This is a genomic window from Saccharospirillaceae bacterium, from assembly GCA_022448365.1.
In the GTDB taxonomy this organism is placed as follows: Bacteria; Pseudomonadota; Gammaproteobacteria; order Pseudomonadales; family Oceanobacteraceae; genus Bacterioplanoides.
On record JAKVCS010000001.1, the window covers coordinates 375,614 to 398,527 of the forward strand.

At 46.5% G+C, this 22,914-nt stretch carries 22 protein-coding genes; 4 read left to right on the forward strand and 18 right to left on the reverse strand.

The features are described from left to right. Positions 1 to 4 precede the first annotated feature (4 nt). The 18 genes from MK185_01700 to gyrA all read right to left on the reverse strand — a co-directional run bounded on the left by MK185_01700 (position 5) and on the right by gyrA (position 18,869). Positions 5 to 712, reverse strand: coding sequence for an ABC transporter ATP-binding protein (locus MK185_01700; protein ID MCH2039335.1), 708 nt, complete (start codon positions 710 to 712; stop codon positions 5 to 7). A 1-nt stretch (position 713) separates the two neighbouring features. Further along, on the reverse strand, positions 714 to 1,481 hold the full coding sequence (locus tag MK185_01705; GenBank protein MCH2039336.1) for an ABC transporter permease: 768 nt from the start codon (positions 1,479 to 1,481) through the stop codon (positions 714 to 716). A gap of 61 nt (positions 1,482 to 1,542) precedes the next feature. Then, the gene (locus MK185_01710; GenBank protein MCH2039337.1) at positions 1,543 to 2,604 is read right to left on the reverse strand and encodes a nuclear transport factor 2 family protein; all 1,062 of its coding nucleotides are present in this window, start codon (positions 2,602 to 2,604) and stop codon (positions 1,543 to 1,545) included. Further along, the gene (locus MK185_01715; GenBank protein MCH2039338.1) at positions 2,601 to 3,236 is read right to left on the reverse strand and encodes an HAD family phosphatase; all 636 of its coding nucleotides are present in this window, start codon (positions 3,234 to 3,236) and stop codon (positions 2,601 to 2,603) included. The genes MK185_01710 and MK185_01715 overlap by 4 nt, the downstream gene beginning before the upstream one ends. Beyond that, complete coding sequence (locus MK185_01720) at positions 3,226 to 3,864, reverse strand: hypothetical protein (protein MCH2039339.1); 639 nt, start codon at positions 3,862 to 3,864, stop codon at positions 3,226 to 3,228. Before MK185_01720 ends, MK185_01715 begins: the two co-directional genes overlap by 11 nt. A gap of 9 nt (positions 3,865 to 3,873) precedes the next feature. Continuing rightward, positions 3,874 to 4,629, reverse strand: a complete 756-nt coding sequence (locus MK185_01725) for a glycosyltransferase family 2 protein (GenBank protein MCH2039340.1) — start codon at positions 4,627 to 4,629, stop codon at positions 3,874 to 3,876. Continuing rightward, complete coding sequence (locus tag MK185_01730; GenBank protein ID MCH2039341.1) at positions 4,622 to 4,957, reverse strand: hypothetical protein; 336 nt, start codon at positions 4,955 to 4,957, stop codon at positions 4,622 to 4,624. The genes MK185_01725 and MK185_01730 overlap by 8 nt, the downstream gene beginning before the upstream one ends. 14 nt (positions 4,958 to 4,971) lie before the next feature. Continuing rightward, complete coding sequence (pyrF, locus tag MK185_01735; protein MCH2039342.1) at positions 4,972 to 5,673, reverse strand: orotidine-5'-phosphate decarboxylase; 702 nt, start codon at positions 5,671 to 5,673, stop codon at positions 4,972 to 4,974. After that, the gene (locus MK185_01740; protein ID MCH2039343.1) at positions 5,670 to 6,848 is read right to left on the reverse strand and encodes a tetratricopeptide repeat protein; all 1,179 of its coding nucleotides are present in this window, start codon (positions 6,846 to 6,848) and stop codon (positions 5,670 to 5,672) included. Before MK185_01740 ends, pyrF begins: the two co-directional genes overlap by 4 nt. A 2-nt stretch (positions 6,849 to 6,850) precedes the next feature. Then, entirely contained in the window at positions 6,851 to 7,132 is a 282-nt protein-coding gene (locus MK185_01745; GenBank protein MCH2039344.1) for a LapA family protein, read from the reverse strand. 15 nt (positions 7,133 to 7,147) lie between these two features. Next, positions 7,148 to 7,444 (reverse strand): integration host factor subunit beta, encoded by a 297-nt coding sequence (gene ihfB, locus MK185_01750; GenBank protein ID MCH2039345.1) that lies wholly within the window; start codon positions 7,442 to 7,444, stop codon positions 7,148 to 7,150. A 207-nt stretch (positions 7,445 to 7,651) separates the two neighbouring features. Next, positions 7,652 to 9,328 carry a 30S ribosomal protein S1 gene (rpsA, locus tag MK185_01755; GenBank protein ID MCH2039346.1) on the reverse strand — a complete coding sequence of 559 codons (1,677 nt, stop codon included), beginning with the start codon at positions 9,326 to 9,328 and terminating at the stop codon, positions 7,652 to 7,654. A 234-nt stretch (positions 9,329 to 9,562) separates the two neighbouring features. After that, a complete protein-coding gene (cmk, locus tag MK185_01760) occupies positions 9,563 to 10,252 on the reverse strand; it encodes a (d)CMP kinase (protein MCH2039347.1) in 690 nt (229 codons plus the stop codon). A gap of 2 nt (positions 10,253 to 10,254) precedes the next feature. Beyond that, entirely contained in the window at positions 10,255 to 12,534 is a 2,280-nt protein-coding gene (locus tag MK185_01765; protein ID MCH2039348.1) for a bifunctional prephenate dehydrogenase/3-phosphoshikimate 1-carboxyvinyltransferase, read from the reverse strand. Between the two features lie 2 nt (positions 12,535 to 12,536). Further along, entirely contained in the window at positions 12,537 to 13,676 is a 1,140-nt protein-coding gene (hisC, locus tag MK185_01770) for a histidinol-phosphate transaminase (GenBank protein MCH2039349.1), read from the reverse strand. Positions 13,677 to 13,679: 3 nt separating this feature from the next. Further along, positions 13,680 to 14,777, reverse strand: coding sequence for a prephenate dehydratase (pheA, locus tag MK185_01775; GenBank protein ID MCH2039350.1), 1,098 nt, complete (start codon positions 14,775 to 14,777; stop codon positions 13,680 to 13,682). 286 nt (positions 14,778 to 15,063) lie between these two features. Then, entirely contained in the window at positions 15,064 to 16,146 is a 1,083-nt protein-coding gene (gene serC, locus MK185_01780) for a 3-phosphoserine/phosphohydroxythreonine transaminase (protein MCH2039351.1), read from the reverse strand. An 83-nt stretch (positions 16,147 to 16,229) separates the two neighbouring features. Next, positions 16,230 to 18,869 (reverse strand): DNA gyrase subunit A, encoded by a 2,640-nt coding sequence (gene gyrA / locus MK185_01785; GenBank protein ID MCH2039352.1) that lies wholly within the window; start codon positions 18,867 to 18,869, stop codon positions 16,230 to 16,232. 292 nt (positions 18,870 to 19,161) lie between these two features. Between gyrA and MK185_01790 the strand changes: the two genes are divergently transcribed. The 4 genes from MK185_01790 to MK185_01805 all read left to right on the forward strand — a co-directional run bounded on the left by MK185_01790 (position 19,162) and on the right by MK185_01805 (position 22,890). Beyond that, positions 19,162 to 20,484: a TRZ/ATZ family hydrolase gene (locus tag MK185_01790; protein MCH2039353.1), complete on the forward strand. Its 1,323-nt coding sequence runs from the start codon at positions 19,162 to 19,164 to the stop codon at positions 20,482 to 20,484. A 155-nt stretch (positions 20,485 to 20,639) separates the two neighbouring features. Continuing rightward, positions 20,640 to 21,374: a bifunctional 2-polyprenyl-6-hydroxyphenol methylase/3-demethylubiquinol 3-O-methyltransferase UbiG gene (gene ubiG / locus MK185_01795; GenBank protein ID MCH2039354.1), complete on the forward strand. Its 735-nt coding sequence runs from the start codon at positions 20,640 to 20,642 to the stop codon at positions 21,372 to 21,374. Further along, positions 21,364 to 22,041 carry an HAD-IA family hydrolase gene (locus MK185_01800; protein ID MCH2039355.1) on the forward strand — a complete coding sequence of 226 codons (678 nt, stop codon included), beginning with the start codon at positions 21,364 to 21,366 and terminating at the stop codon, positions 22,039 to 22,041. The genes ubiG and MK185_01800 overlap by 11 nt, the downstream gene beginning before the upstream one ends. A gap of 48 nt (positions 22,042 to 22,089) precedes the next feature. Then, positions 22,090 to 22,890: a YciK family oxidoreductase gene (locus MK185_01805; GenBank protein ID MCH2039356.1), complete on the forward strand. Its 801-nt coding sequence runs from the start codon at positions 22,090 to 22,092 to the stop codon at positions 22,888 to 22,890. The last annotated feature ends 24 nt before the right edge of the window (positions 22,891 to 22,914 follow it).

Genomic DNA, 22,914 nt, shown 5'->3' on the forward strand with positions numbered 1-22,914 from the left:
AACCCTAATAAGAACCAGACCTATTTATTTTACCGCCTGAAAGTTCGATAAACTTTGTACAAAAGTGGGAAGCCTGCTCTTCAGAATGTGTTACCAAAATCAAAGTAACCCCAGAGTTTTGCAACTCCCTTATTTTTTCATAACATTTTTCTTGAAAAGGAGCATCGCCTACTGCGAGTATTTCATCAGCCAATATAATATCCGGCTGCATATGAACAGCAATAGAAAATCCCAAGCGCATCTGCATGCCAGACGAATAGTTCTTTAAAGGAACATCAATAAAATCACCAAGCCCTGAAAATTCGACTATTTCTTCGTATACTGACTGAGCATATTCATTAGTAACACCAAAAAAAGATGAATTTAAAAATATGTTATCAGAACCAGTCAATTCAGAGTGAAAGCCTGCACCCAACTCGATCAAAGGAGCAACTCTACCTTTTACTTCAACACTGCCCGAGTTTTCTTTGTAGACACCTGCAAGAACACGCAACAAGGTACTCTTACCTGACCCGTTACATCCCAATAACGCTACTGAATCCCCTGAGGAAACAGAAAGGCTTACATCATCAAGAACTCTATATCTCTGCTTAACACTTCTAATACTTCTATTAAAAAAACCAATAAAAGCTTGCTTAACACCAGAAGGTTGGTTATGAATCAAGTCGAATTCTTTAACTACATTTTTTATATCAATTGCTAACTCAGTCACGTCACAACCTCTCTATGGCATGTCTAGAGTATCTATTAAAAACAGACCACCCGATCCAAAAAGCCAAACAACTCGAAAAAAACATTATTAGCCAGTCTACATCATCAGGGATTTGATTTTCGTGCAAAATACCATTGATAGATCCAATATAGCAGGCAACCGGGTTCAAGTTATAATAGAGAACTAGGCCTTCAGGAACCAGGCTGATGGAATATACAACAGGGGACAACCAAAATAGCAACGGTAAAAATACATCAATCAAATGCTTCACATCACGAAAATAGACATAAAGAACACTTAAGAGCAAACTAATGCCGTAAATAAAAATAAGATACAGAAACAAGGCAATAGGATAGTATAAGAGCTCTACCTCAATTGCACCACCTAAATAATGAAAAGCACATGCATATATAATTAAAGCTACCATCCAGAAGCATAAAGCAGTAACAAAGTTTGCACTTACAATATGACTCATAGGAAATGCCATCTTCCTCAATAGTGAAACATTTCTGACAAGAAGATCACTACTTTGGCTAATAATCTGAGAAAACAACGACCAGTGAATAAAACCAGTCACAACATATAGTGAAAAGTTCTCTATTGGGCTAGGAAAAACCACCGTAAAAACGTAATAGTAAACCGCAATATATAAGAGAGGACTTCCTAGGGACCATAACACCCCCATATAGGCACCCATATATCTTACTTTTATTTCCGCTCTAACAAGGTTTCCGAAAAGATCTCTATAAGAAACTTTTTTTGCTTTCATAGTTTATGACGCTTAAAAAATAGTACAAAACAAAGGAGAGCCTCAGCTCTCCCTATGTCAATCATATCTCGTAGAGATACGCATTCAAAGATGATATCAAGCCCCCCTTCCAACGAATTATATCTGTCCCCCTAAAGCTTTTATCATTTAGAATCAATACAAACTCTATTACCGAGTGATGCAATCCTGAAGAAATGGATTTGATATCAAAATCTAATCTTTCGATTGATGCAAATAAATCAGATATATATTCCCTGATCTTTCCAACCCCTGTCAATGATACCGAAGGGTCAACGAGATCCGCATTATCGCAAAACATTTCAATAACCCTATCAAGATCCTTGTTTTGAAAAGCACTACAATATTTATTTGTCAACTCTCTCAAAACCTCGCATTCAGATTTAGAATCGCGTTCGAATTTTTTGATTGCATGTACATCGTAGAAATTATAATACTCTTTATTTAAAGCATGCGCGGCCACTTTCTTTCCTTTTAAAATAAAATCATTCAATACCGCAGAAATATAGTACTGACCCTCATTATGACCTTGTTTCCGAATAACATTCTTGGCCGATTCAAAAAAGTCACCAGCTCTTTTAAAGTAAAAGAAACCTGCAAGAGCATTATTACTAACGACTTTCTTTTCAGAAACCTGCACAACATTGCCATTTACGTCCATTTGAATATAAGACCATTTAGGGTGAACTGATTCAAAGGTTAATACTCCTGCATCAGCTAATTGATCTGTAAAATAGTCTAAGCATTGATCAATATCATCCTGAATAACTTGATCGGCAGACGAAATTATTAGAGGCGAATCATGATCAATGGAATCACAAGCTAAAAGGCAAGTACACAATGCACCAGCTGTTGGCCCTTGTATCTCGTAAACACTACCTTTGCCGGCAGTTGCAACGCGACATATATCAGCAAGCCCAAGCTCTTTATTCTTCGTAGATGGAACAGCAAATAAGAAATTACTATTTCGCTTCATATCAGAAAATGATTTCAACGAAAGTTCAAGCAATGTCTTACCATTTAACTCAGTAAGAATTCTTGGATATTGATACTCATCAGAGACACTATACAATACATCGCCACACATCGGCATTAATATATTCATATTTCCTCCTGAGCTTTGCAAATTGCTTCTTGAATATTTTTAAAGTTAACGTCAAACACCGTTTCAACCTTCAACACATGCGCTCCACTTGCATATGCAGCTCTCAATCCATTTTCATTATCTTCAACAATGAGACACTCCTTAGGAGTTAATCCCAGCTTATCGATAGCTAAGTTGTACATTTCAGGATCTGGCTTACCATTTGAAACATCTTCGTTTGATACGAAGAACTCTAAATAGTCGATTAAATGGGCTCGAGTTAACATTGACGCGATAGTTGCACTAATTGAGTTTGAAGCAACAGCTATTTTGTACCCTGAATTACTCAGGCTCGACAATGCATACTCATGATGAAACAAAGGCCTACACAGATTATTCACCATTTCCATAGTAAACTGCTGCTTCATCTCGTTTATAAATGAGTGCAACCCGGCCGACAGGCCTTTATCTCTAGACAGCATCTTTAACTTATCTTTTGTAGGGAGACCATCATACGTTGTTTCGTGTTCAGTGCGTGTAATCTCCATCCCGAAAAGTTCTAGAGCCTTATTTAAAGCATCATAATGCCACTCTTTTGCATCGATCAATACGCCATCCATATCAAAAATGACGGCTTTAATTTTACAACCCATTTATAAAGTACTCCTTAGCCAGTTCAGGGATATCTGTACATAAAATTGTGACAACACCCCGCTGCTTTTCTATCACATCCTTTAACAATCGCCATTCGGCATCATGAGGCCGTTTATGCAACTCAGGGGAAACGATACAAATATCTTTTCCGGTTGAGTTAACGCGCTCTAAAAAGCCACAATCAAATTGATGCCCTAAAAAGCTATCTACCCATATCCCACTAGCCTGCTCCCAGAGATCACTCTCCCTTTCATACTCACTGGAGCGCATAAATACACGCAACCCCTTATCGATATATCCGACAGTGTCTGGAATCGACATATCAAAAAGAAAATAGGTCGAAACAGAGTATTTCTTCAGAATCCTCTCTACTTCCGCCTGTAATCCATCACTTTTGATATTTAAGGCTAGAGATAGACTCTTGTCATATCGACAATAAATACCAAGAAACTCTTCAAATGTAATCTCATCACCGGTCGGCATATCATGACTGATAACAATTTCGCCACATCTATCTCGCAAATCGGTTTCAGTTCCGAATCCCATTGAGAAAGATCGCTCGAAAGCTACTACTGAATTTTTCTCTTCCTCTGATTTCCAGTAACCTCTGTGGGATATAATTTCCATTTTGCCCTCCTAAAAACTGATCGCCTTTTCATATACAGCCTGGGTTTTAAATAACTCCAAATCAGCAGGGATGCCTAAGCCATACATCCCGTTGGCCTCTTCCCCAATGTTATAAACGCCAACTTTAGCTGCATCATCTTCATGCATATAAGTATAGACAGGTGCGACGTAATACTCACCGTTTGACATGATTTTATTGTCGATCATCTTTTCAGCTTTCTTTACAAAATCAGCTCCATTTCTATAGTTGTATATCCCCACGGTAGCCTCGTCAGAAACAACAACCTTTTCAACAACTTCGTTAACCAGACCGTCATCACCAACTTTCGCATATGACCACTTAGGATCATCAGCCTTCATTGTCATAATCAAGCCATCAAGGGAATTAGACGCCATATGCTGGAGGTAGTCGTTAATATCAACATCTACCCATTGATCTGAGTTAGCAATCATAAGCGCGTCATCATTATCAATGTACTCTTTTGCACATAACACAGTACAAGCGGCTCCCTCTGTGACTCCATCGATGCTGACAATAATAGAACCCGGAGCCCACTCTTCCAATTTTGGAGCAAGACTATACTCCTCAACATGCTGCCGCTGACATATAAAAATGAAACGATGCTCACACTTTGGTCTCAGGTTGTTTATTACAACCTCAATCATCCGCTTATCATCTAGCTTAATTAGCGGCTTTGGATCCGAGTAGCCTTCTCTGGCAAATCGACTCCCTCTTCCAGCCATTGGAATAACAATATTAAGCATTTGTATCCTTCTCCAAGTATTTATCATTTAACGCGCCTGGTACTTTAACAACAGCTGTGACTGTATCCTCTATTGCTCTGAAGTCAGTGAATTCTCCAGGTTGTATTTTGACAATATCACCAGCCCGGTAAATACCACCCTTCATTTCTGCTTTACCAGAAATAATAACAGTAATTTCTGTTGCTATTTTATGGCAATGGCTTTCTTCGTAGTCCCCGACTACAAACTTTTGAATAGCAACCTCAACATCCGTTGTTTTGACTACGTTCGGCTCGAAGCCTCCAACAAACCATCCTCGCACCATGTCTTCTAATTTGAATTTTTCCATCAACTAAGCTCTCATTATATTTTCACCATATCGGCAAGAATATTATTACAAGCCAAATATGGTTCTTTTTCCCCAGTAATCGGTCTGCCAATCACCATATAATTCACACCAGCAGCTAGCGCTTGCTGCGGAGTCAAGACACGACGCTGATCACCTTGATCTGAGCCTGCCGGGCGAATCCCTGGAGTCACTGTCAAAAACTCAGGACTGCAATTATTACGAATTAACTCAACTTCCTGTGCCGAACAAACAACACCATCCAGGCCTGAATTCTGAGTCAGTAGTGCCAAACGGCGAACCTGCTCTTGAGGATCCAGGTTTAAGCCAATTTCAGCAAGATCATTCTGTTCCATTGAGGTCAGAACAGTCACACCTATCAACAAAGGCTGATGCGATTTTTTATCTAATTCGTTACGCGCAGCTTCCATCATACGGCGACCACCTGACGCATGAACGTTCACCATCCAAACACCAAGATCAGCGGCAGCACCAACGGCTTTGGCACATGTATTTGGAATATCGTGAAACTTCAGATCCAGGAATACATCAAAGCCCAATGCATGCAGTTTTTCTAAGATAACCGGGCCCGAGGCGGTATACAGCTCTTTGCCAACTTTCACCCGACATTGGGCCGGATCAAGTTGCTGAGCCATTTTTATCGCCAAATCCTGATTCGGGTAATCCAGTGCTACTACAACTGGTGACAAAGTAGTCATATATCCAATTTCGCTTTTTGAGCCGTTGGTACAAAAGAAGCCACTGTTGCCCAATTCTTACAACTCGGGCACCGCCAATGAGGCTCTTTTGCTTTAAATCCACAATTTTTACAAATGAACTTAGGTTCATTTTCTACAATGCGCCGGAGAATATCATAGAGTATTAACAACTGCGACTTATCAAGCTGCTGTTTGTGACGTACAACCATCTCGACCAACGAGAAAAAACCCGAGTTAGAGGGCTGATTTTGTAGCTCCTGCAGAAGAGAGCCAATAGCCACTTCCGGACCCTGACCTTCAGCCAGACAGTCTATTTTTGCCACCAATGCCGGGACGTAATGAGTTTCCTTCCAGTGGCGAGATAAGTGATTCAATAAACCACCGGCATCGCCGACGTGCTTGAACGAATCCACCAGAGGATCAAGGATCGATATCAATGCCTGAGAATCGATTTCTACCGCTCTTAAATAACAGCGAACGGCCTCATGATATTCTTTCTGGCTGAACGCCATATTCCCAGACACGACAAAGGCCCTGGCACAGGCGCTATCGATTTTTAAAGCAGCACGTGAGAGTTTTTGCGCTTCAAGAAAGTCACCAGCAATAACAGCAGACTCCGCCAACTCACAGACCGCGTGAGATACTCGTCTGGCTAACAACGGAGAAATATGAATTTTTTTGTTCAGATAGAGATCGTATATTTCCTGCCACTCACCTTCCTCCTCATACAATTCAACCAAATGAGAGGAAGCTTTTTCTCTGACGCGCCCCTTTGCATCTAATAGCTCGCTGAATAGGCGCTCAGCCCGATCAAGTAAACCTGCATAAGAAAAGTCGATCGCGAGTTCTAATTCAAGAGTTTGTAAAGTTGTTTTGGAAAGATCGGTTCGGGCAAACAAAGACTGATGAAGATGGATAGCCCGGTCAACCTCACCCTTCTCACGCAGAGTTTTGCCAAGCTTAAGAAACAGGTCAATAGAGTCATCATCAAGACTCGAGACATTTAGGAGACGCTCGAGCGAAACATCACCCGCCTGCGCCAGCAAATCTTCCACACTTGGCATCCAGTCATCGGGAGTCGATTTCTTCGCTTGCCTGGCGAAGCGGTACCCCAGCGTCCAGCCAATGGCGATACCCAATAAAAGCAGCACATAAATCAGTGCAGAATCCATCATTTTCAGGATACCCGATCAAGACGCCGCTTGGATTCTTCCAACTCTTTTTGCAACTTGCGTAATTTCATTTTCTGCGATGCATCCCTAACACCTGTAATCAACCAGGCCAATAACGCTCCGACAGAAAAAAATAGACCTACCCACAAAGCCATGGGCATGGTGACTTCCAGACCTGCAAGAAAGTTGATGCTGATCATTGAACTGTTGTGTGCAGCAAAAGCCAATGTGTAAGCCAATACGGCAAGAAACACCGCAATACTCAGCACTAACCTAATCTGTTTCATGTGACTTCCTGAAGATTAATGCTCTTCAACCAAGCTATCGTTTACCTGGTCTCTGAGTTCTTTTCCCGGCTTGAAATGCGGAACAAACTTTCCTTTCAGATCAACCGTCTCGCCTGTCTTGGGGTTTCGTCCCACACGAGGAGCGCGATAATGCAGCGAAAAACTACCAAAACCCCGAATCTCAATTCTCTCGCCAGACGACAAAGTCTGAGACATATGATCCAGCAAAGTCTTCACCGCCAGCTCTACATCCTTAGATGATAACTGAGGCTGCCTGGACACAATTTTTTCGATAAGTTCAGATTTTGTCACCTTCATTCCCTCCTTGAGAACGTGCCTTTGTGTGTAGCATGACAATAAACCTAGCTAAATCATGCAGTTAGGTGATTTTATTTGCAACCCCAGATGAACATTATTTAGACAATTGTGAAAATTACACCATTTTTCACACTGTATAAAACGAAAAAACCCGCCAAAAGGCGGGTTTTTCTTAGACTGATTTCTCAGAACAGCGAACAATTACTTGTTCAGCTGCTCCTTGATCAGATCACCGATAGTGGTAGGACCGGCTACTTCAGCATCAGCTTTCGCACGCTGCTCTTTCAGAGCTGCTTTATCAGCTGCATCGTCTTTAGCCTTAACAGACAGAGCCAAAGTACGGTTCTTACGGTCAACAACTGTAATAACGGCTTCAACTGCATCGCCTTCGTTCAGAACGTTACGCGCATCTTCTACACGATCACGACTGATATCAGATGCCTTCAGTACCGCTTCAACACCTTCAGCCAGCTCAACAGTAGCGGCTTTAGCGTCTACAGCAACAACCTTACCAGTTACCAGAGCACCCTTGTCGTTCTCAGCAACAAACTCGGAGAATGGATCACTTTCCAGCTGCTTAACACCCAGGGAGATACGCTCACGCTCAGGGTCGATAGACAGGATAACAGTTTCCAGCTCATCGCCTTTCTTGTAGTTACGAACAGCGTCTTCGCCGTTGTCGTTCCAGGAGATGTCAGACAAATGAACCAGACCGTCGATACCACCGTCCAGACCGATGAAGATACCGAAGTCAGTGATAGACTTGATCTTGCCGCTGATCTTGTCGCCTTTGTTAAACTTAGTACCGAACTCTTCCCATGGGTTCATGGTGCACTGCTTGATACCCAGAGAGATACGACGACGCTCTTCGTCGATATCCAGAACCATCACTTCTACTTCGTCGCCCAGTTGAACAACTTTGCTTGGGTGAATGTTCTTGTTAGTCCAATCCATTTCAGAAACGTGAACCAGACCTTCAACACCTTCTTCCAGCTCAGCGAAACAGCCGTAGTCAGTCAGGTTAGTCACGCGCGCTTTAACACGTGCGTTTTCTGGATAACGCTCATTGATGTTAACCCATGGATCATCACCCAGTTGCTTCAGACCCAGAGATACGCGGTTGCGCTCACGGTCGAACTTCAGAACTTTAACGTCGATCTCGTCACCAACAGCAACGATTTCGCTTGGGTGCTTGATACGCTTCCAAGCCATGTCAGTGATGTGCAGCAGGCCGTCAACACCGCCCAGATCTACGAATGCACCGTAGTCGGTCAGGTTCTTAACGATACCCTTAACAGACTGACCTTCTTGCAGGTTAGCCAGCAGCTCTTCACGCTCTTGAGAGTTAGCAGCTTCAAGAACAGCACGACGAGAAACAACCACGTTGTTACGCTTGGCGTCCAGCTTGATAACTTTGAATTCCAGCTCTTTGCCTTCCAGGTGCAGAGTGTCGCGTACCGGACGTACGTCAACCAGAGAACCAGGCAGGAATGCACGGATGTTTTTCAGGTCAACGGTGAAACCACCTTTAACCTTACCATTGATGATACCGGTAACCAGCTCATCAGCTTCGAAAGCTTTTTCCAGCTCTTTCCAGCTTTCAGCACGCTTAGCTTTTTCACGAGACAGTTTGGTCTCACCGAAGCCGTCTTCAACTGCTTCCAGAGAAACCTGAGTTTCGTCGCCAATAGCAACTTCTAACTCGCCTTTTTCGTTCAGGAACTGGCTGCGAGGGATAACCGCTTCAGACTTCAGGCCAGAGTTTACTGTTACCCAGTCGCTGTCGATATCAACAACAGTACCGGTAACAATAGAACCAGGCTGCATATCCAGTTCTTTTAAGGATTCTTCAAATAGTTCAGCAAAGCTTTCGCTCATGGTCATGATATATACCTATCTCGTTACGCGCGCTTCGAACTTGACCTTTGTTGATTAACGGTCGGGAAGCCGAAGTTAACGCTTGCCGGATAGCCAGTTATCCGGGGTTAGTTTATTTTCAAAATAAAGCACTGTTGAGCCAGTCTTCAGCGATGTTAGCGCTTGTGACTGCACGGCCCACTGGCCAGTGTTTTATTTCAATCTCAGAGTACGCTGCTCTGTATACACACCTACTCAGGCCAATCCGGATTTATTCACCAGATCCAGCACCTGATTGCAGACTTCTTCAATGGTCATAGAAGTGCTGTCAATAACAGTGGCATCGTCGGCAGGCTTCAGGGGAGCCACAGCACGGTTGCTGTCTCGCTCATCCCGGGCACGTATGTCTTCGATAAGGGCGGGCAAACTAGCATCAAAGCCTTTTTCAGTCAACTGTTTATAGCGGCGCTGACCACGCTCTTCAGCGCTTGCCGTGAGGAACACTTTGACCCGAGCCAGAGGAAATACCACGGTCCCCATATCCCGGCCGTCGGCAATCACGCCCGGTAACGTTTGAAAGTCACGCTGACGCTGCAATAACGCCGAACGAACTTCTGGCAAAGCAGCTACCTGAGACGCCAGACTACCTACCTCTTCGGTACGGATCTGATCAGTCACATCATCACCTTCCAGAATCACTTTGACACCTACCGGAGTCGGCTCGAAGCGCACATCCAGATTGGCAGCCACTTCCGAGATGGCATCTTCGTCATCCAGCGCAAGGCCTTTACGATCCGACGCCAAGCCGGTAATGCGATACAAAGCACCGCTGTCTAACAACTGCCAATTCAGCGCCTGAGCTAAACGAGCGCAAACGGTGCCTTTACCAGCACCTGACGGGCCATCAACTGTGATTACCGGAGCATCTGGATTAACAACAGCCATGTTTACACCTCTTCCACAGTCAGATTCATACCAGCGCCATTAGCCAGTTCAACAAAGTTCGGGAAAGACGTTGCGACATTAGCGCAATCAAGAATATTGATCGGCGCCTCGCTACCACGCAGAGAGGCAACAGCAAAACTCATGGCAATACGGTGATCGTGGTGAGTAACGATATCTCCGCCACCAAAGCTACCTTCAGAACCAAAGCCCTGAATGACAGCACCATCCTCAGTGCCCTTCGCATCAACACCTAACGCCACCAAGCCATCGACCATCGCCTGAATGCGATCGCTCTCTTTTACGCGTAATTCTTCAGCGCCAGTCAGAATGGTTTCCCCTTCCGCACAGGAAGCTGCAATAAACAACGCCGGGAATTCATCAATCGCCAGCGGTACCTGATCTTCCGGAATATGAATACCTTTTAGCGGAGCGCTCTGAATACGGATATCCGCCACCGGCTCGCCACCCACTTCGCGCTCATTCAATACCTCCAGATTACCACCCATGGCTTTCAGAATATTGATCACACCAATACGGGTTGGGTTAATGCCCACGTGCTCCAGAGTAATATCAGAACCTGGCATAATACTCGCCGCAACCATAAAGAAAGCGGCAGAGGAGATATCAGACGGTACATCGATACTGGTCGCGGTTAATTCACCGCCTGACTTCAGAGTTACCGTATTACCGTCAACCTGAACGTCATAGCCGAAGCCTTTTAACATACGCTCTGTGTGATCACGGGTTGGTGCCGGTTCAGTCACAGAGGTTTCGCCTTCGGCATACAAACCCGCCAACAGCACGCAGCTTTTTACCTGAGCACTAGCCATTGGCAGATCGTAATGAATGCCTTTCAGAGCAGAGCCACCTTTAACCAATTCACTGCCTTTAATAACCAGAGGCGGGCGACCGTTTTCAGCCGTCTCAACTACAGCACCCATTTCTTTTAACGGATTGGCAACACGACCCATTGGGCGTTTGGACAGCGATTCATCGCCACTCATTTCAACATCAAACTTCTGACCTGCCATCAAGCCCGACAACAAGCGAATGGTGGTACCCGAGTTACCAACATACAACGCATTGGGCGGCGCCTGCAGACCATGCAAACCAACACCATGAATAGTCACACGACCGCGATGCGGCCCCTCAATAACTACCCCCATATCACGGAATGCCTGTAACGTTGCCAAAGCATCTTCGCCTTCGAGGAAGCCAGTCACTTCGGTCGTGCCGTTTGCCAGCGAGCCCAGCATGATTGAGCGGTGAGAAATGGATTTATCCCCCGGCACTCGAAAGCTGCCGGATAATGCCTTACCCGGAAGGGCACGGTAAGTGATAGATGTCGCTTTCATAGGTTCCACATAGGCCCTGCGGGCGAGTATTTTTGAGAAGTGGTCACGCGCAACCTTGGCCCGGGTCAGAACCCCCATAACCTGGGTGGTATCATCGTCCTCGATGGCCTGGCGCAAAAATTTGAGATCGTGCTGAAATAAATCCAGCGTCTTTAAAATCTGGTCTTTGTTGGCAGAAAAAATATCCCGCCACATTACCGGGCTACTGGCTGCAATGCGGGTAAAGTCGCGAAAGCCGCCGGCCGCGTAATTAAAAATTTCTTTATTTTCATGACTGTTCGCCAGCGTATCAACCAGCGAATATGCCAATAAATGCGGTAAGTGACTGGTAGCAGCCAACACCTCATCATGGTGCTCCACAGCCATGTATTCGACATCGGCACCCACCACACACCAGGCATTGCGCACTAACGCCAGCGCCTGATGAGACGTATGACTTTCCGGTGTAATAATAACTTTGTGGTTGAGATACAGATGTTCATCCGCAGCAGTCACACCACTGCGTTCGGAGCCTGCAATCGGATGGCCAAGGACAAAACGATTAAAATCAGCACCAAAGATTTTCGAGGCTGAAGCAGCCACCGAACCTTTAACCGAACCTACGTCGGTTAACACGGTATTTTCACCAATAAACGGAGCAATGGATTCCAGAACCGAATCAATCGCCAAAATAGGCACAGAGACAATCACCAGATCAGCACCACGCACAACCTGCTGGATATCTTCATCGTAGGAATCAATGATGCCGTGCTCTTGCGCCAACTGCATGGAGTCCAGGTTACGGTCATAACCCGAGACCTGCTGCACGCAACCGCGCATACGCAGACCTTTAACCCAGGAACAACCAATCAACCCCAGGCCAATCACCGCGATTTTGTTAATGCAAAAGCCTGGATTGACCTTTGTTACTGAACCGGTAATCGACACACTCAAGCGTTCACCTGCTCGGCTTTCACCTGAGCTAACACGTTTTCTAATGCAGCGATGAATGCCTGGTTTTCTTTTGCAATACCAATAGAAACCCTTAAGTGCTCAGGCATTTCATAATTGGCTACCGGACGAATAATCACACCCTGGCGTAAAAGGCCATCATTTACCGCCATCGGATCAACCCCTAAGGGCATTTTAACGCAGATAAAATTACCAACCGATTGGATAAAGTCGAGACCTAAACGGTTAAACTCGCCCTCCAGGTAAGCCATGCCATCGTTATTTACAGCAATACTCTCTGCCACATATTCGTCATCCAACAACGTCGCCTTCGCAGCCGCCAGGGCAAACGAATTGACATTGAATGGTGGTCGTACACGATTCAGTAAATCTGCGATTTCCGGACTGGAAACACCATAACCAACGCGCATCGACGCCAGACCATAAGCTTTAGAGAAAGTGCGAGTTACCACCAGATTTGAGTACTGCGGCAACAGCGCCATGCCATTCGGATAGTCTGCTTCATCAACGTACTCGAAGTATGCTTCATCCAACAACACCAGAACACGCTCAGGTACTTTATCCAGGAACGCAATCAGCTCGTCCTTTTTGATCCAGGTGCCAGTGGGGTTATTCGGGTTGGTCACAAACACGATACGGGTTTTATCGTTAATAGCCGCCAGCATAGCGTCCAGATCGTGAGCAAAATTCTTCGCTGGTGCAGCAATGGTTTCCGCCCCCACCATTTTTGCCACCAGACCATAAATCGCAAACGCGTGCTGAGAAACAACAATATTGTCGCCATCATTCACAAACACACGGGTGATAAAATCTAAAATATCGGACGAACCATTACCCAACGTGATTTGCTCTGGCTGGATATTCAGTTTTTTACACAGAACGTTCTTTAGTTCGAATCCTGCACCATCCGGGTAACGGGTCAACTCTTCCAGCTCACCCTGAATTGCCGCCAGCGCTTTGGGACTTGGACCGACCGGATTTTCGTTACTGGCCAGCTTAACGATGTCTCTCTCGTTTAAACCAAGCTCGCGCGCCAGTTCATCAATTGGCTTACCTGGCTGATACGGGCGCAAACTCTGAACACCTTCAACCGCCTGGCTCTTGTAATCTGTAGTCATAATTTAAAGCACCGCTTTTGGGTAAGAACCCAGACATTTAAAATCAACAGAGATATTGCGCAGATTTTCCAATACCGGTGCGATATGCGCGTCGTCTGCATGACCTTCAAAATCAATAAAAAATACGTAATTCCAGGTACCAGATTCAGAAGGACGACTCTCAATACGCGTCATACTGATGCCCGCCTGATGGAACGGCTCCAGCACCTCGTATAACGCACCCGGCTGATTACGGCTGGATACCAGAATAGAGGTTTTGTCTTCACCGGAAGTCATGGTCTTTTGTGGACCAATAATCAGGAAGCGTGTGGTATTGTCGGGACGATCTTCAATCTTGGCATTTTTCATTACCAGATCGTACAGCTCCGACGCAGCTTCTGAAGCAATAGCAGCTGCACCCGGCTCTTGTGCTGCGCGCTTAGCCGCTTCGGCATTGGAGTTCACCGGAATACGCTCTACATTCGGATAGTTCTGATCCAGCCACAATCGACACTGCCCCAGAGACTGAGCGTGAGAATAAATCTTTTTAATCTCACTTTCTGTTTCGCTTTCTTTAACCAGCAAATGGTGATGAATGCGCAGAGCAACTTCGCCGCAGATGTTCAGATTGGAATGAACAAAGGTATCCAGCGTATGAGTTACAACACCTTCGGTCGAATTCTCCACCGGAACAACGCCGTAATTCGCATTGCCGCTTTCTACTTCACGAAACACATCAGCAATAGAAACCTGACCGGTACATTGAACAGCATGACCAAAGTGCTTCACTGCCGCTTGCTGAGTAAAGGTACCTTCCGGGCCTAAATACGCTACGTTTAAAGGCTCTTCTAATGCCAGGCACTGAGACATGATCTCGCGGAATAAGCGCGCCATAGACTCATCAGCCAACGGACCCTCATTACGATCCATGACTTTACGCAACACCTGAGCTTCACGCTCAGGACGGTAAAACACCACGTGCTCACCCGGAGCTGCGTATTTTTGTTTTACCTCGGCGACTTCCTGAGCACAGCGTGCGCGCTCATTAATCAGCTTATGGATTTCTTTATCCAGGCTATCGATTTTATTGCGTAAAACCTCAAGTTCCTGTGCTTCGCTCATGCCGCTTCCAATCCCATCCAGGCAGAAGAAGGTGGTCTGTTTTTCATAGCAGCAACATGGATGTTGCATGCTCATCAAAGGACGCAGGGACGCTCCTTGTGATGAGTGCGGCCGAATAACAGTCCACCTTTCCCGCCGATATTTATCTGACTATTAGCCACCAGCCATATAATTCTTCAGCCGCCGGATCAGTGTCACGTCCATGTGCCTTGATCCTAACGCGACATCCTGTCGCTGCTTTTGAAGAACAATATGACTAGAGGCTTCAAATTTCTTTAATTTAAATCTACGAATTTTTAGCCGCAAACTCAGCCATAAATTCAATTAACGCATCCACGCCCGCTTCCGGCACTGCGTTATAAATGCTTGCACGCATACCGCCCACACTGCGGTGACCTGCCAGATTTAATAAACCTGCTGATTCAGTCTCTGCCAGGAAGGTTTTATCCAGCGCATCATCTTTCAGCGTGAAAGGCACATTCATGATCGAGCGATTGTTTTTAGCAACCGGGTTAGCGTAAAAACCACTACCATCAATATAATCGTACAGTTTCTGGGCTTTGCGCTGATTAATTTCTGCCATAGCAGCAACGCCACCCTGCTCTTTTAACCATTCAAACACCAGCCCCGCCAGATACCAGCTGTAGCTTGGTGGCGTGTTGTACATAGAGCCATTATCCGCAGCAACCGTGTAATTAAACATGGTTGGCGTACCGTCAATCGCTTCGCCCAGTAAGTCTTCACGAATAATGACGACACACAGACCAGCAGGGCCGATATTTTTCTGAGCACCGGCGTAAATCATGCCGAACTTAGAAACATCAATTTCTTCTGACAGAATCGCTGAAGAGAAATCTGCCACCAGCGGCACGTCGCCAGTTTCCGGAATGTAATCGAACTTCACACCACCAATGGTCTCATTCGGGCAGTAATGAACATAAGCCGCATCAGCGGATAAGTTCAGTTCATCCTGTGCTGGTGCAGAAGTAAATTTATTACCTTCTGTCGTTGCGGCGACATTCACGTCACAATAACGCTTAGCTTCAGCAATCGCTTTTTTAGACCATTGACCAGTATTGATGTAGTCAGCTTTCGGCTTGCCGCGTAACAGGTTCATCGGAATCATCGCGAACTGGCTGCTGGCACCACCCTGCATAAACAGAACTTTGTAGTTATCAGGAATCTGCATTAAGTCGCGCAGATCCCGCTCGGCTTTTTCCGCAACAGAAACAAACTCTTTGCTACGGTGGCTCATTTCCATAATGGACAAGCCCTTGCCATGCCAATCAGCCATTTCCTGCTGAGCGCGCTCTAAAACTGCCGTTGGCAAAGCCGCTGGGCCTGCACAAAAATTAAATGCTCGGGTCATATTGCTCGATCTACAAATAGTTTGTTTGTATAAATTCTTTCACAAGAAGAAAACACCCACTATTGCGGGTGTTGTTTGGATGCTTACTCAGCCACTGGCGCATCGCCTTCAGCATCGCCATTGCTTTCACTATCAGGAGTGTTTTCTACACCCTCTGCATTTTCAGCATCCAGATTTTCTTCATCTTCGTCAGCGGCATCACAAATACGCTCAACACCCACCAACTTCTCTTTTTCAGACACTTTAATCAGAGTCACACCCTGAGTATTACGGCCTAATTGAGAAACTTCGTTAACGCGGGTACGAACCAATGTGCCTTGATCAGAAACCAGCATCACTTCGTCGTTTTCGAATACCTGAACAGCCCCCACCAGCGAACCATTACGCTCACTGGTTACCATGGCAATAACACCTTGCGTACCACGGCCTTTGGTCGGGAATTCAGTCACTGCCGTACGTTTACCAAAACCACGTTCAGACGCCGTCAGGATGGTACCGCCCTCTTCCGGGATAATCAGAGAGATAACATTCTGGTCATCGGCCAGTTTGATACCACGAACACCACGAGCAGTACGACCCATTGGACGAACCGCCTCTTCGCTGAAGCGTACCGCTTTACCAGCATCCGACATCATCAGAATATCTTTCGAACCATCGGTAATCGCAACGCCAACCAGGTGATCACCGTCATCCAGTTCACAAGCAATCAGGCCCGTGGAACGTGGACGCGAGAACTGATCCAGAGAGGTTTTCTTAACCGTGCCTTTCGACGTCGCCATAAATACATAACGATCAGCACTGTATTCATCCACCGGCAGAATTGCGGTGATACGCTCACCCTCTTCGGATAAATTCAACACGTTAACAATCGGGCGGCCTTTCGCATTACGGCCAGCTTGCGGAATGTCGTATACGGTTAACCAGTAAACCTTACCAGCATCAGTGAAACACAGTACGGTATCGTGGCTGTTTACCACCAGTAAATGCTCAACAAAGTCTTCGTCTTTCACCGAAGTTGCCGACTTCCCTTTACCACCACGACGCTGCGCCTGATAAGTATCCATCGGTTGAGTTTTGGCGTAACCACCGTGAGACAGAGTCAACACCAGATCCTCTTCCGGAATCAGATCCGCCATGGTCAGGTCACGTTTTTGCGCGATGATCTCAGTACGACGTTCATCGCCGTATTCTTCACGAATCGCTTCTAATTCTTCACGAATCACCTGCATCAAACGCTCAGCACTGCCGAGGATTTCCAGATATTCAGCAATTTCCGTCAATTTAACCTGATATTCTTCAATCAGTTTTTCGTGTTCCAGGCCGGTCAGTTTCTGCAAACGCAAATCCAGAATCGCCTGAGCCTGAACCGGCGACAAATAATAACGACCATCACGGAAACCATACTGCTCTGGCAGATCATCCGGACGACACGCGTCTTCACCGGCACGCTCAAGCATGTCGGACACATCACCGGGTTCCCAGGCCGTATTAATCAGCGCTTCTTTGGCCTCAGCCGCTGTCGGAGAGCGCTTGATCAGCTCAATAACCGGATCAATATTCGCCAGTGCCAGCGCCAGACCTTCAAGAATATGGCCACGCTCACGGGCCTTACGCAGTTCGAAAATGGTACGACGGGTCACCACCTCACGACGGTGTTTAACAAAGGCGTCCAGCAGTTGTTTCAGGTTCAGCGTACGTGGCTGACCATCCACCAAAGCCACGGTATTAATACCAAATACCGTTTGCAATTGCGTTTGTGCAAACAGGTTATTCAGAACCACTTCCGGCATTTCGCCACGACGCAATTCCACAACGATACGCATACCGTCTTTATCAGATTCATCACGCAGTTCCGTGATGCCTTCGATTTTTTTGTCTTTGACCAGCTCGGCGATTTTTTCAATCAGACGCGCTTTGTTCACCTGGTAAGGAATTTCGGTGAAGATAATTGAAACTTTGTCGTTTCTTTCATTTTCTTCAAAGTGGTGTTTGGCACGCATGTAAATACGGCCACGACCGGTACGATACGCGTCAACAATACCGTCACGACCATTGATAAAAGCACCGGTCGGGAAATCCGGACCTGGGATATATTCCATCAAGCCATCAACATCCAAATCCGGATTGTCGATCAATGCCAGTGTGCCGTTCAGCACTTCGGTGATGTTATGAGGAGGAATATTGGTCGCCATACCCACGGCGATACCAGAAGAACCGTTTACCAACAGGTTCGGAATGCGGGTCGGCAATACTTCCGGAATCTGCTCAGTACCGTCGTAGTTAGGTACCCAATCAACGGTTTCTTTTTCGATGTCACCCAGCATGCTGTGGCTGATTTTCGCCATCCGCACTTCGGTATAACGCATTGCCGCTGCAGAGTCGCCATCGATCGAGCCAAAGTTACCCTGGCCATCCACCATCATATAACGCATGGAGAAGTCCTGGGCCATACGCACGATGGTGTCGTATACCGCAGAATCACCATGAGGGTGGTATTTACCGATTACGTCACCAACCACACGGGCGGATTTTTTGTATGGCTTATTCCAGTCATTGCCCAGTACGTTCATGGCATGTAACACACGACGGTGTACCGGCTTTAAACCGTCACGTACGTCAGGTAATGCACGACCAACAATTACGCTCATGGCGTAATCAAGGTACGATTGCTGCAGCTCGTCCTCGATGTTGATTGGCAGTACTTCTTTGGCTAACTCACCCATAGATATCCGACCTGTTCCTTTTTAAGGGGTTAACGCTCTGCTTGAACGTTAAATACAAAGCATCGGAGCATATCACAGTTACCAACCAAAAACCGAAGAAAAACAGGGAAATACCCGCTGAGAGCTCCTGTATCGCGCTCTCAGCGATTTTTGCTTTCAGACACCTGTCTATATCGGTTAAAAAACAGACAACAAAAACCCAGCGCCAACAGCAACAACAAGCTCTGAGAGATTGATAAAAATCAGATATACTCTTACACCACTATGATAACCAGATCCGGAACCCTGACGTATGCAGGCTGATATTCAGATTAACGCCCGCTGGGTCGCACCATTAAGCGCTTCCCATAGCCGCACATTGCTAAACAACCAGGCAGTATTCGTAAAGGATGGCAAAATCCTCGCCATTCAGGATCAACAAGCAACAAGCCATGAAGCGGACCAAGTTGTTGAATTAACGGACCACCTCTTATTACCCGGCTACGTGAATGCTCACGGCCATGCAGCCATGTCATTATTCCGTGGCCTGGCCGACGACCTGCCGCTGATGACCTGGCTAAACGAACATATCTGGCCCGCGGAAGCCAAATGGACAACCGCTGAATTTGTTCTGGATGGCACACGACTGGCCATTGCAGAAATGCTTAAATGCGGCACCACGACCTATTCCGATATGTACTTTTATCCGCAGCAAGGGGCACAAGCGGCCTTCGAGTCCGGTATTAGAAACGTCAGCTTTACGCCGATTCTGGATTTCCCGACGAACTTTGCCCAAAACGCCGACGATTACATTGAAAAGGCCGTTGCCGCACACAAGCACTACCAAAACCAGCCTCGGATTACTTTGGGACTCGGGCCACACGCACCGTATACGGTTTCGGATACCCCTTTGAAAGAGGTAACTGCACTGGCGGATCAGCTGGATATTCCGGTTCAGATTCATTTGCACGAAACCGCTTTTGAAGTCGCCCAAAGCCTGGAAGAAAAAGGCAAACGACCGACTCAGCGCTTAGCCGATTTAGGTTTTTTAACCGAGCGTGTCAGCTGTGTGCACATGACACAGATCTCCGACGACGACATTGAAATTCTGAAACAAACCGGCGCTTCCGTTGTGCATTGCCCGGAATCCAACTTAAAACTGGCCAGTGGTTTTTGCCCAACCGCCAAACTGTTAAGCAATGGCATTAATGTAGGCTTGGGAACCGACGGGGCCGCCAGTAATAACGATTTAAATATTCAGGGCGAAATGAAAACCGCCGCGATGCTGGCCAAAGCCGTCGCTGAAGATGCCGCCGCTCTGCCCGCCTGGCAAGCTTTGGAAATGGCTACCATTGGCAGCGCCAAATCTCTGGGGATTGATGATCAGGTTGGCTCACTGGACGTTGGCAAGTGGGCGGATATGCAGGCCGTGAATTTATCTCAGCTGGGTCAGAACCCACTGTACGATCCAATTTCGCAACTGGTTTATACCGATTCGAGTCGTGCCACCGAGTACGTTTGGGTTGAAGGTAAAGCCTTATTAGAAAAAGGCCAGTTAAGTGAAGCCAGCGGCCTGGATGAAGAACAGTTAATTGCCAATGCAGTGCAGTGGCAGAAGAAAATTTCGCAAAATTAATTTTTAGGAACCGCAAGCAGGGTCAGTACCCATTATTTTTCAGCCGCCGGACCGAACAGCACATCACTGTGCTGGCGATCCTACCGCCACATCCTGTGGCGGCTTTGAAAAACAATCTGTACTAATACTGCTTCCTGGTCAGATGAAGTGACAAAATGACTACTAAAAATAGACAAAACGTCGACAGCGCAGAAATCGCAAAATTTGAAGCTCTGGCCACCCGCTGGTGGGACCTGGAAAGTGAATTCAAGCCGCTTCACGAAATCAATCCACTGCGAACGAACTACGTTGATTCCATCGCTCACCTGGCCGGCAAAAAGGTGCTGGATGTGGGCTGCGGTGGTGGCATTCTGTCAGAAGCAATGGCGCAACGCGGTGCTGACGTTACCGGTATCGACATGGGTCAGGCCAATTTAAATACCGCTAAGCTGCACGCGTTAGAAAGCGGCGTAAAAGTCGATTACCAATGCATCCCGGTAGAGGAACTGGCCGATCAACAGCCGGAATCATTCGATGTGGTAACCTGCCTGGAAATGCTGGAACACGTGCCGGATCCACTTTCCATAATAAAAGCGTGTCATAAGCTGGTTAAGCCTGGCGGCCATGTGATCTTCTCCACAATCAACCGCAACCCAAAGTCTTACGCCTTCGCCATTATTGGCGCTGAATATGTACTGGGTCTGGTTCCGACAGGCACTCACGATTACCACAAGTTTATAAAGCCGAGCGAGATGACCCGCTGGTGCCGCGAAACCGGTTTAGTCGTTACCGATATGACCGGCATGGTCTACAACCCAATCACTAAGGTTTACAGCCTCAAAGACAACGATGTGGACGTCAACTACCTGATGGCAACCGAGAAAAAGGAAGGTCCGTCGAATGAAGCCTGAAGCAATCCTGTTTGATCTGGACGGCACTCTGGTCGATACCGCTCCTGACTTTTTTGCCGTGGTTAATGGCTTGCGTAAAGATCAGGGCAAACCGGAGTTAGCGGATGAGAAAATACGCGAACAGGTTTCTAATGGTGGCTCTGCCCTGACCCGAATCGCCTTTGATTACCCCGATCAGGCTGGTCGTGATTTAGCAACAGCCTCCGCTGTTTTTATTGAACATCGCCAACAGCTACTGGACCGCTACTTCGATAATATCGGTACCTTAAGCGGCTATTTTTCTGGCTTCGAAACGGTACTGGCAGAACTGGAAAAACAGCAGATTCGCTGGGGCATTGTGACCAACAAGCCACGCCTTTATACCGACGAGCTGCTGCAGAAGCTGAATATTCAGTGTGATGTGGTGATTTGTCCAGATGATGTTTCCAAAGCAAAACCCGATCCGGAGCCACTGTTAAAAGCCGCTGAAATGTTAGGGCTGAAAGCCGGACAATGCTGGTACGTTGGCGATCATATCCGCGACATACAAGCTGGCAAGGCTGCCGAGATGTTCACTCTGGCAGCCAGCTTCGGTTATATCGAAGCCGACGACAGTGCTGAGAACTGGAATGCAGATGCCATTATTGAAACACCTGAAGCACTGCTGCAAGAACTCGCAGCGCGGTAAAAAATACAAACTGAACTTAATCCGATTAAAAATTACGAAGCAAACACAATGATCGATATTAGCCAGCTAAAGCCTGTTAAACAGGCACAACAAGAACAGGTTTTAAAAGGCCGCGTTATTCTGGTAACGGGCGCTGGTTACGGCATTGGCCGCACTGCCGCATTAACCTACGCACGCGCTGGCGCAACCGTTCTGCTGCTGGGCCGCACTCAGGAAGCGTTAAACGACACTTACGATTTAATTGAAGCGGAAAACCTGCCTCAGCCTGCCGTACTACCGTTCGACTTGGAAGAAAATGACGAAGATAAATTCCGCCAACTGGCAAATTTAATTGACGACAATTTCAATCACTTAGATGGTGTATTATTAAATGCTGGTGTCTTAGGGCAGCGTACGCCTTTGGATAATTACGATTGGAATACCTGGCAAAAGGTAATGCAGATTAATGTGAACGGTCAGTTCGTATTAATGAAGCACCTGATTCCACTGCTGCGCCAGGCTCCCAACGATGCTGCCGTCGTTTTTACCACGTCTAGCGTGGGCCGCAAGGGGCGTGCTTATTGGGGTGCTTACTCTGTATCAAAATTCGCCACCGAAGGCCTGATGCAGGTTCTGGCAGAAGAACTGGAAAATACCTCAGACGTACGGGTGAATTGCATTAACCCAGGCGGTACCCGCACTCAAATGCGCGCTTCAGCGTACCCGAACGAACACCCACACAGCGTTCCTGAAGCAGATGAAATTATGCCTCTGTATATGTACCTGATGTCACCGGATTCTATCGACGTTAATTGCGAAAGTATTGACGCTCAACCGAAGAAGGCACCGGGCGCTCGCAGCGGCCAGTAAATGGAACTCGCGATCGCTGAATCG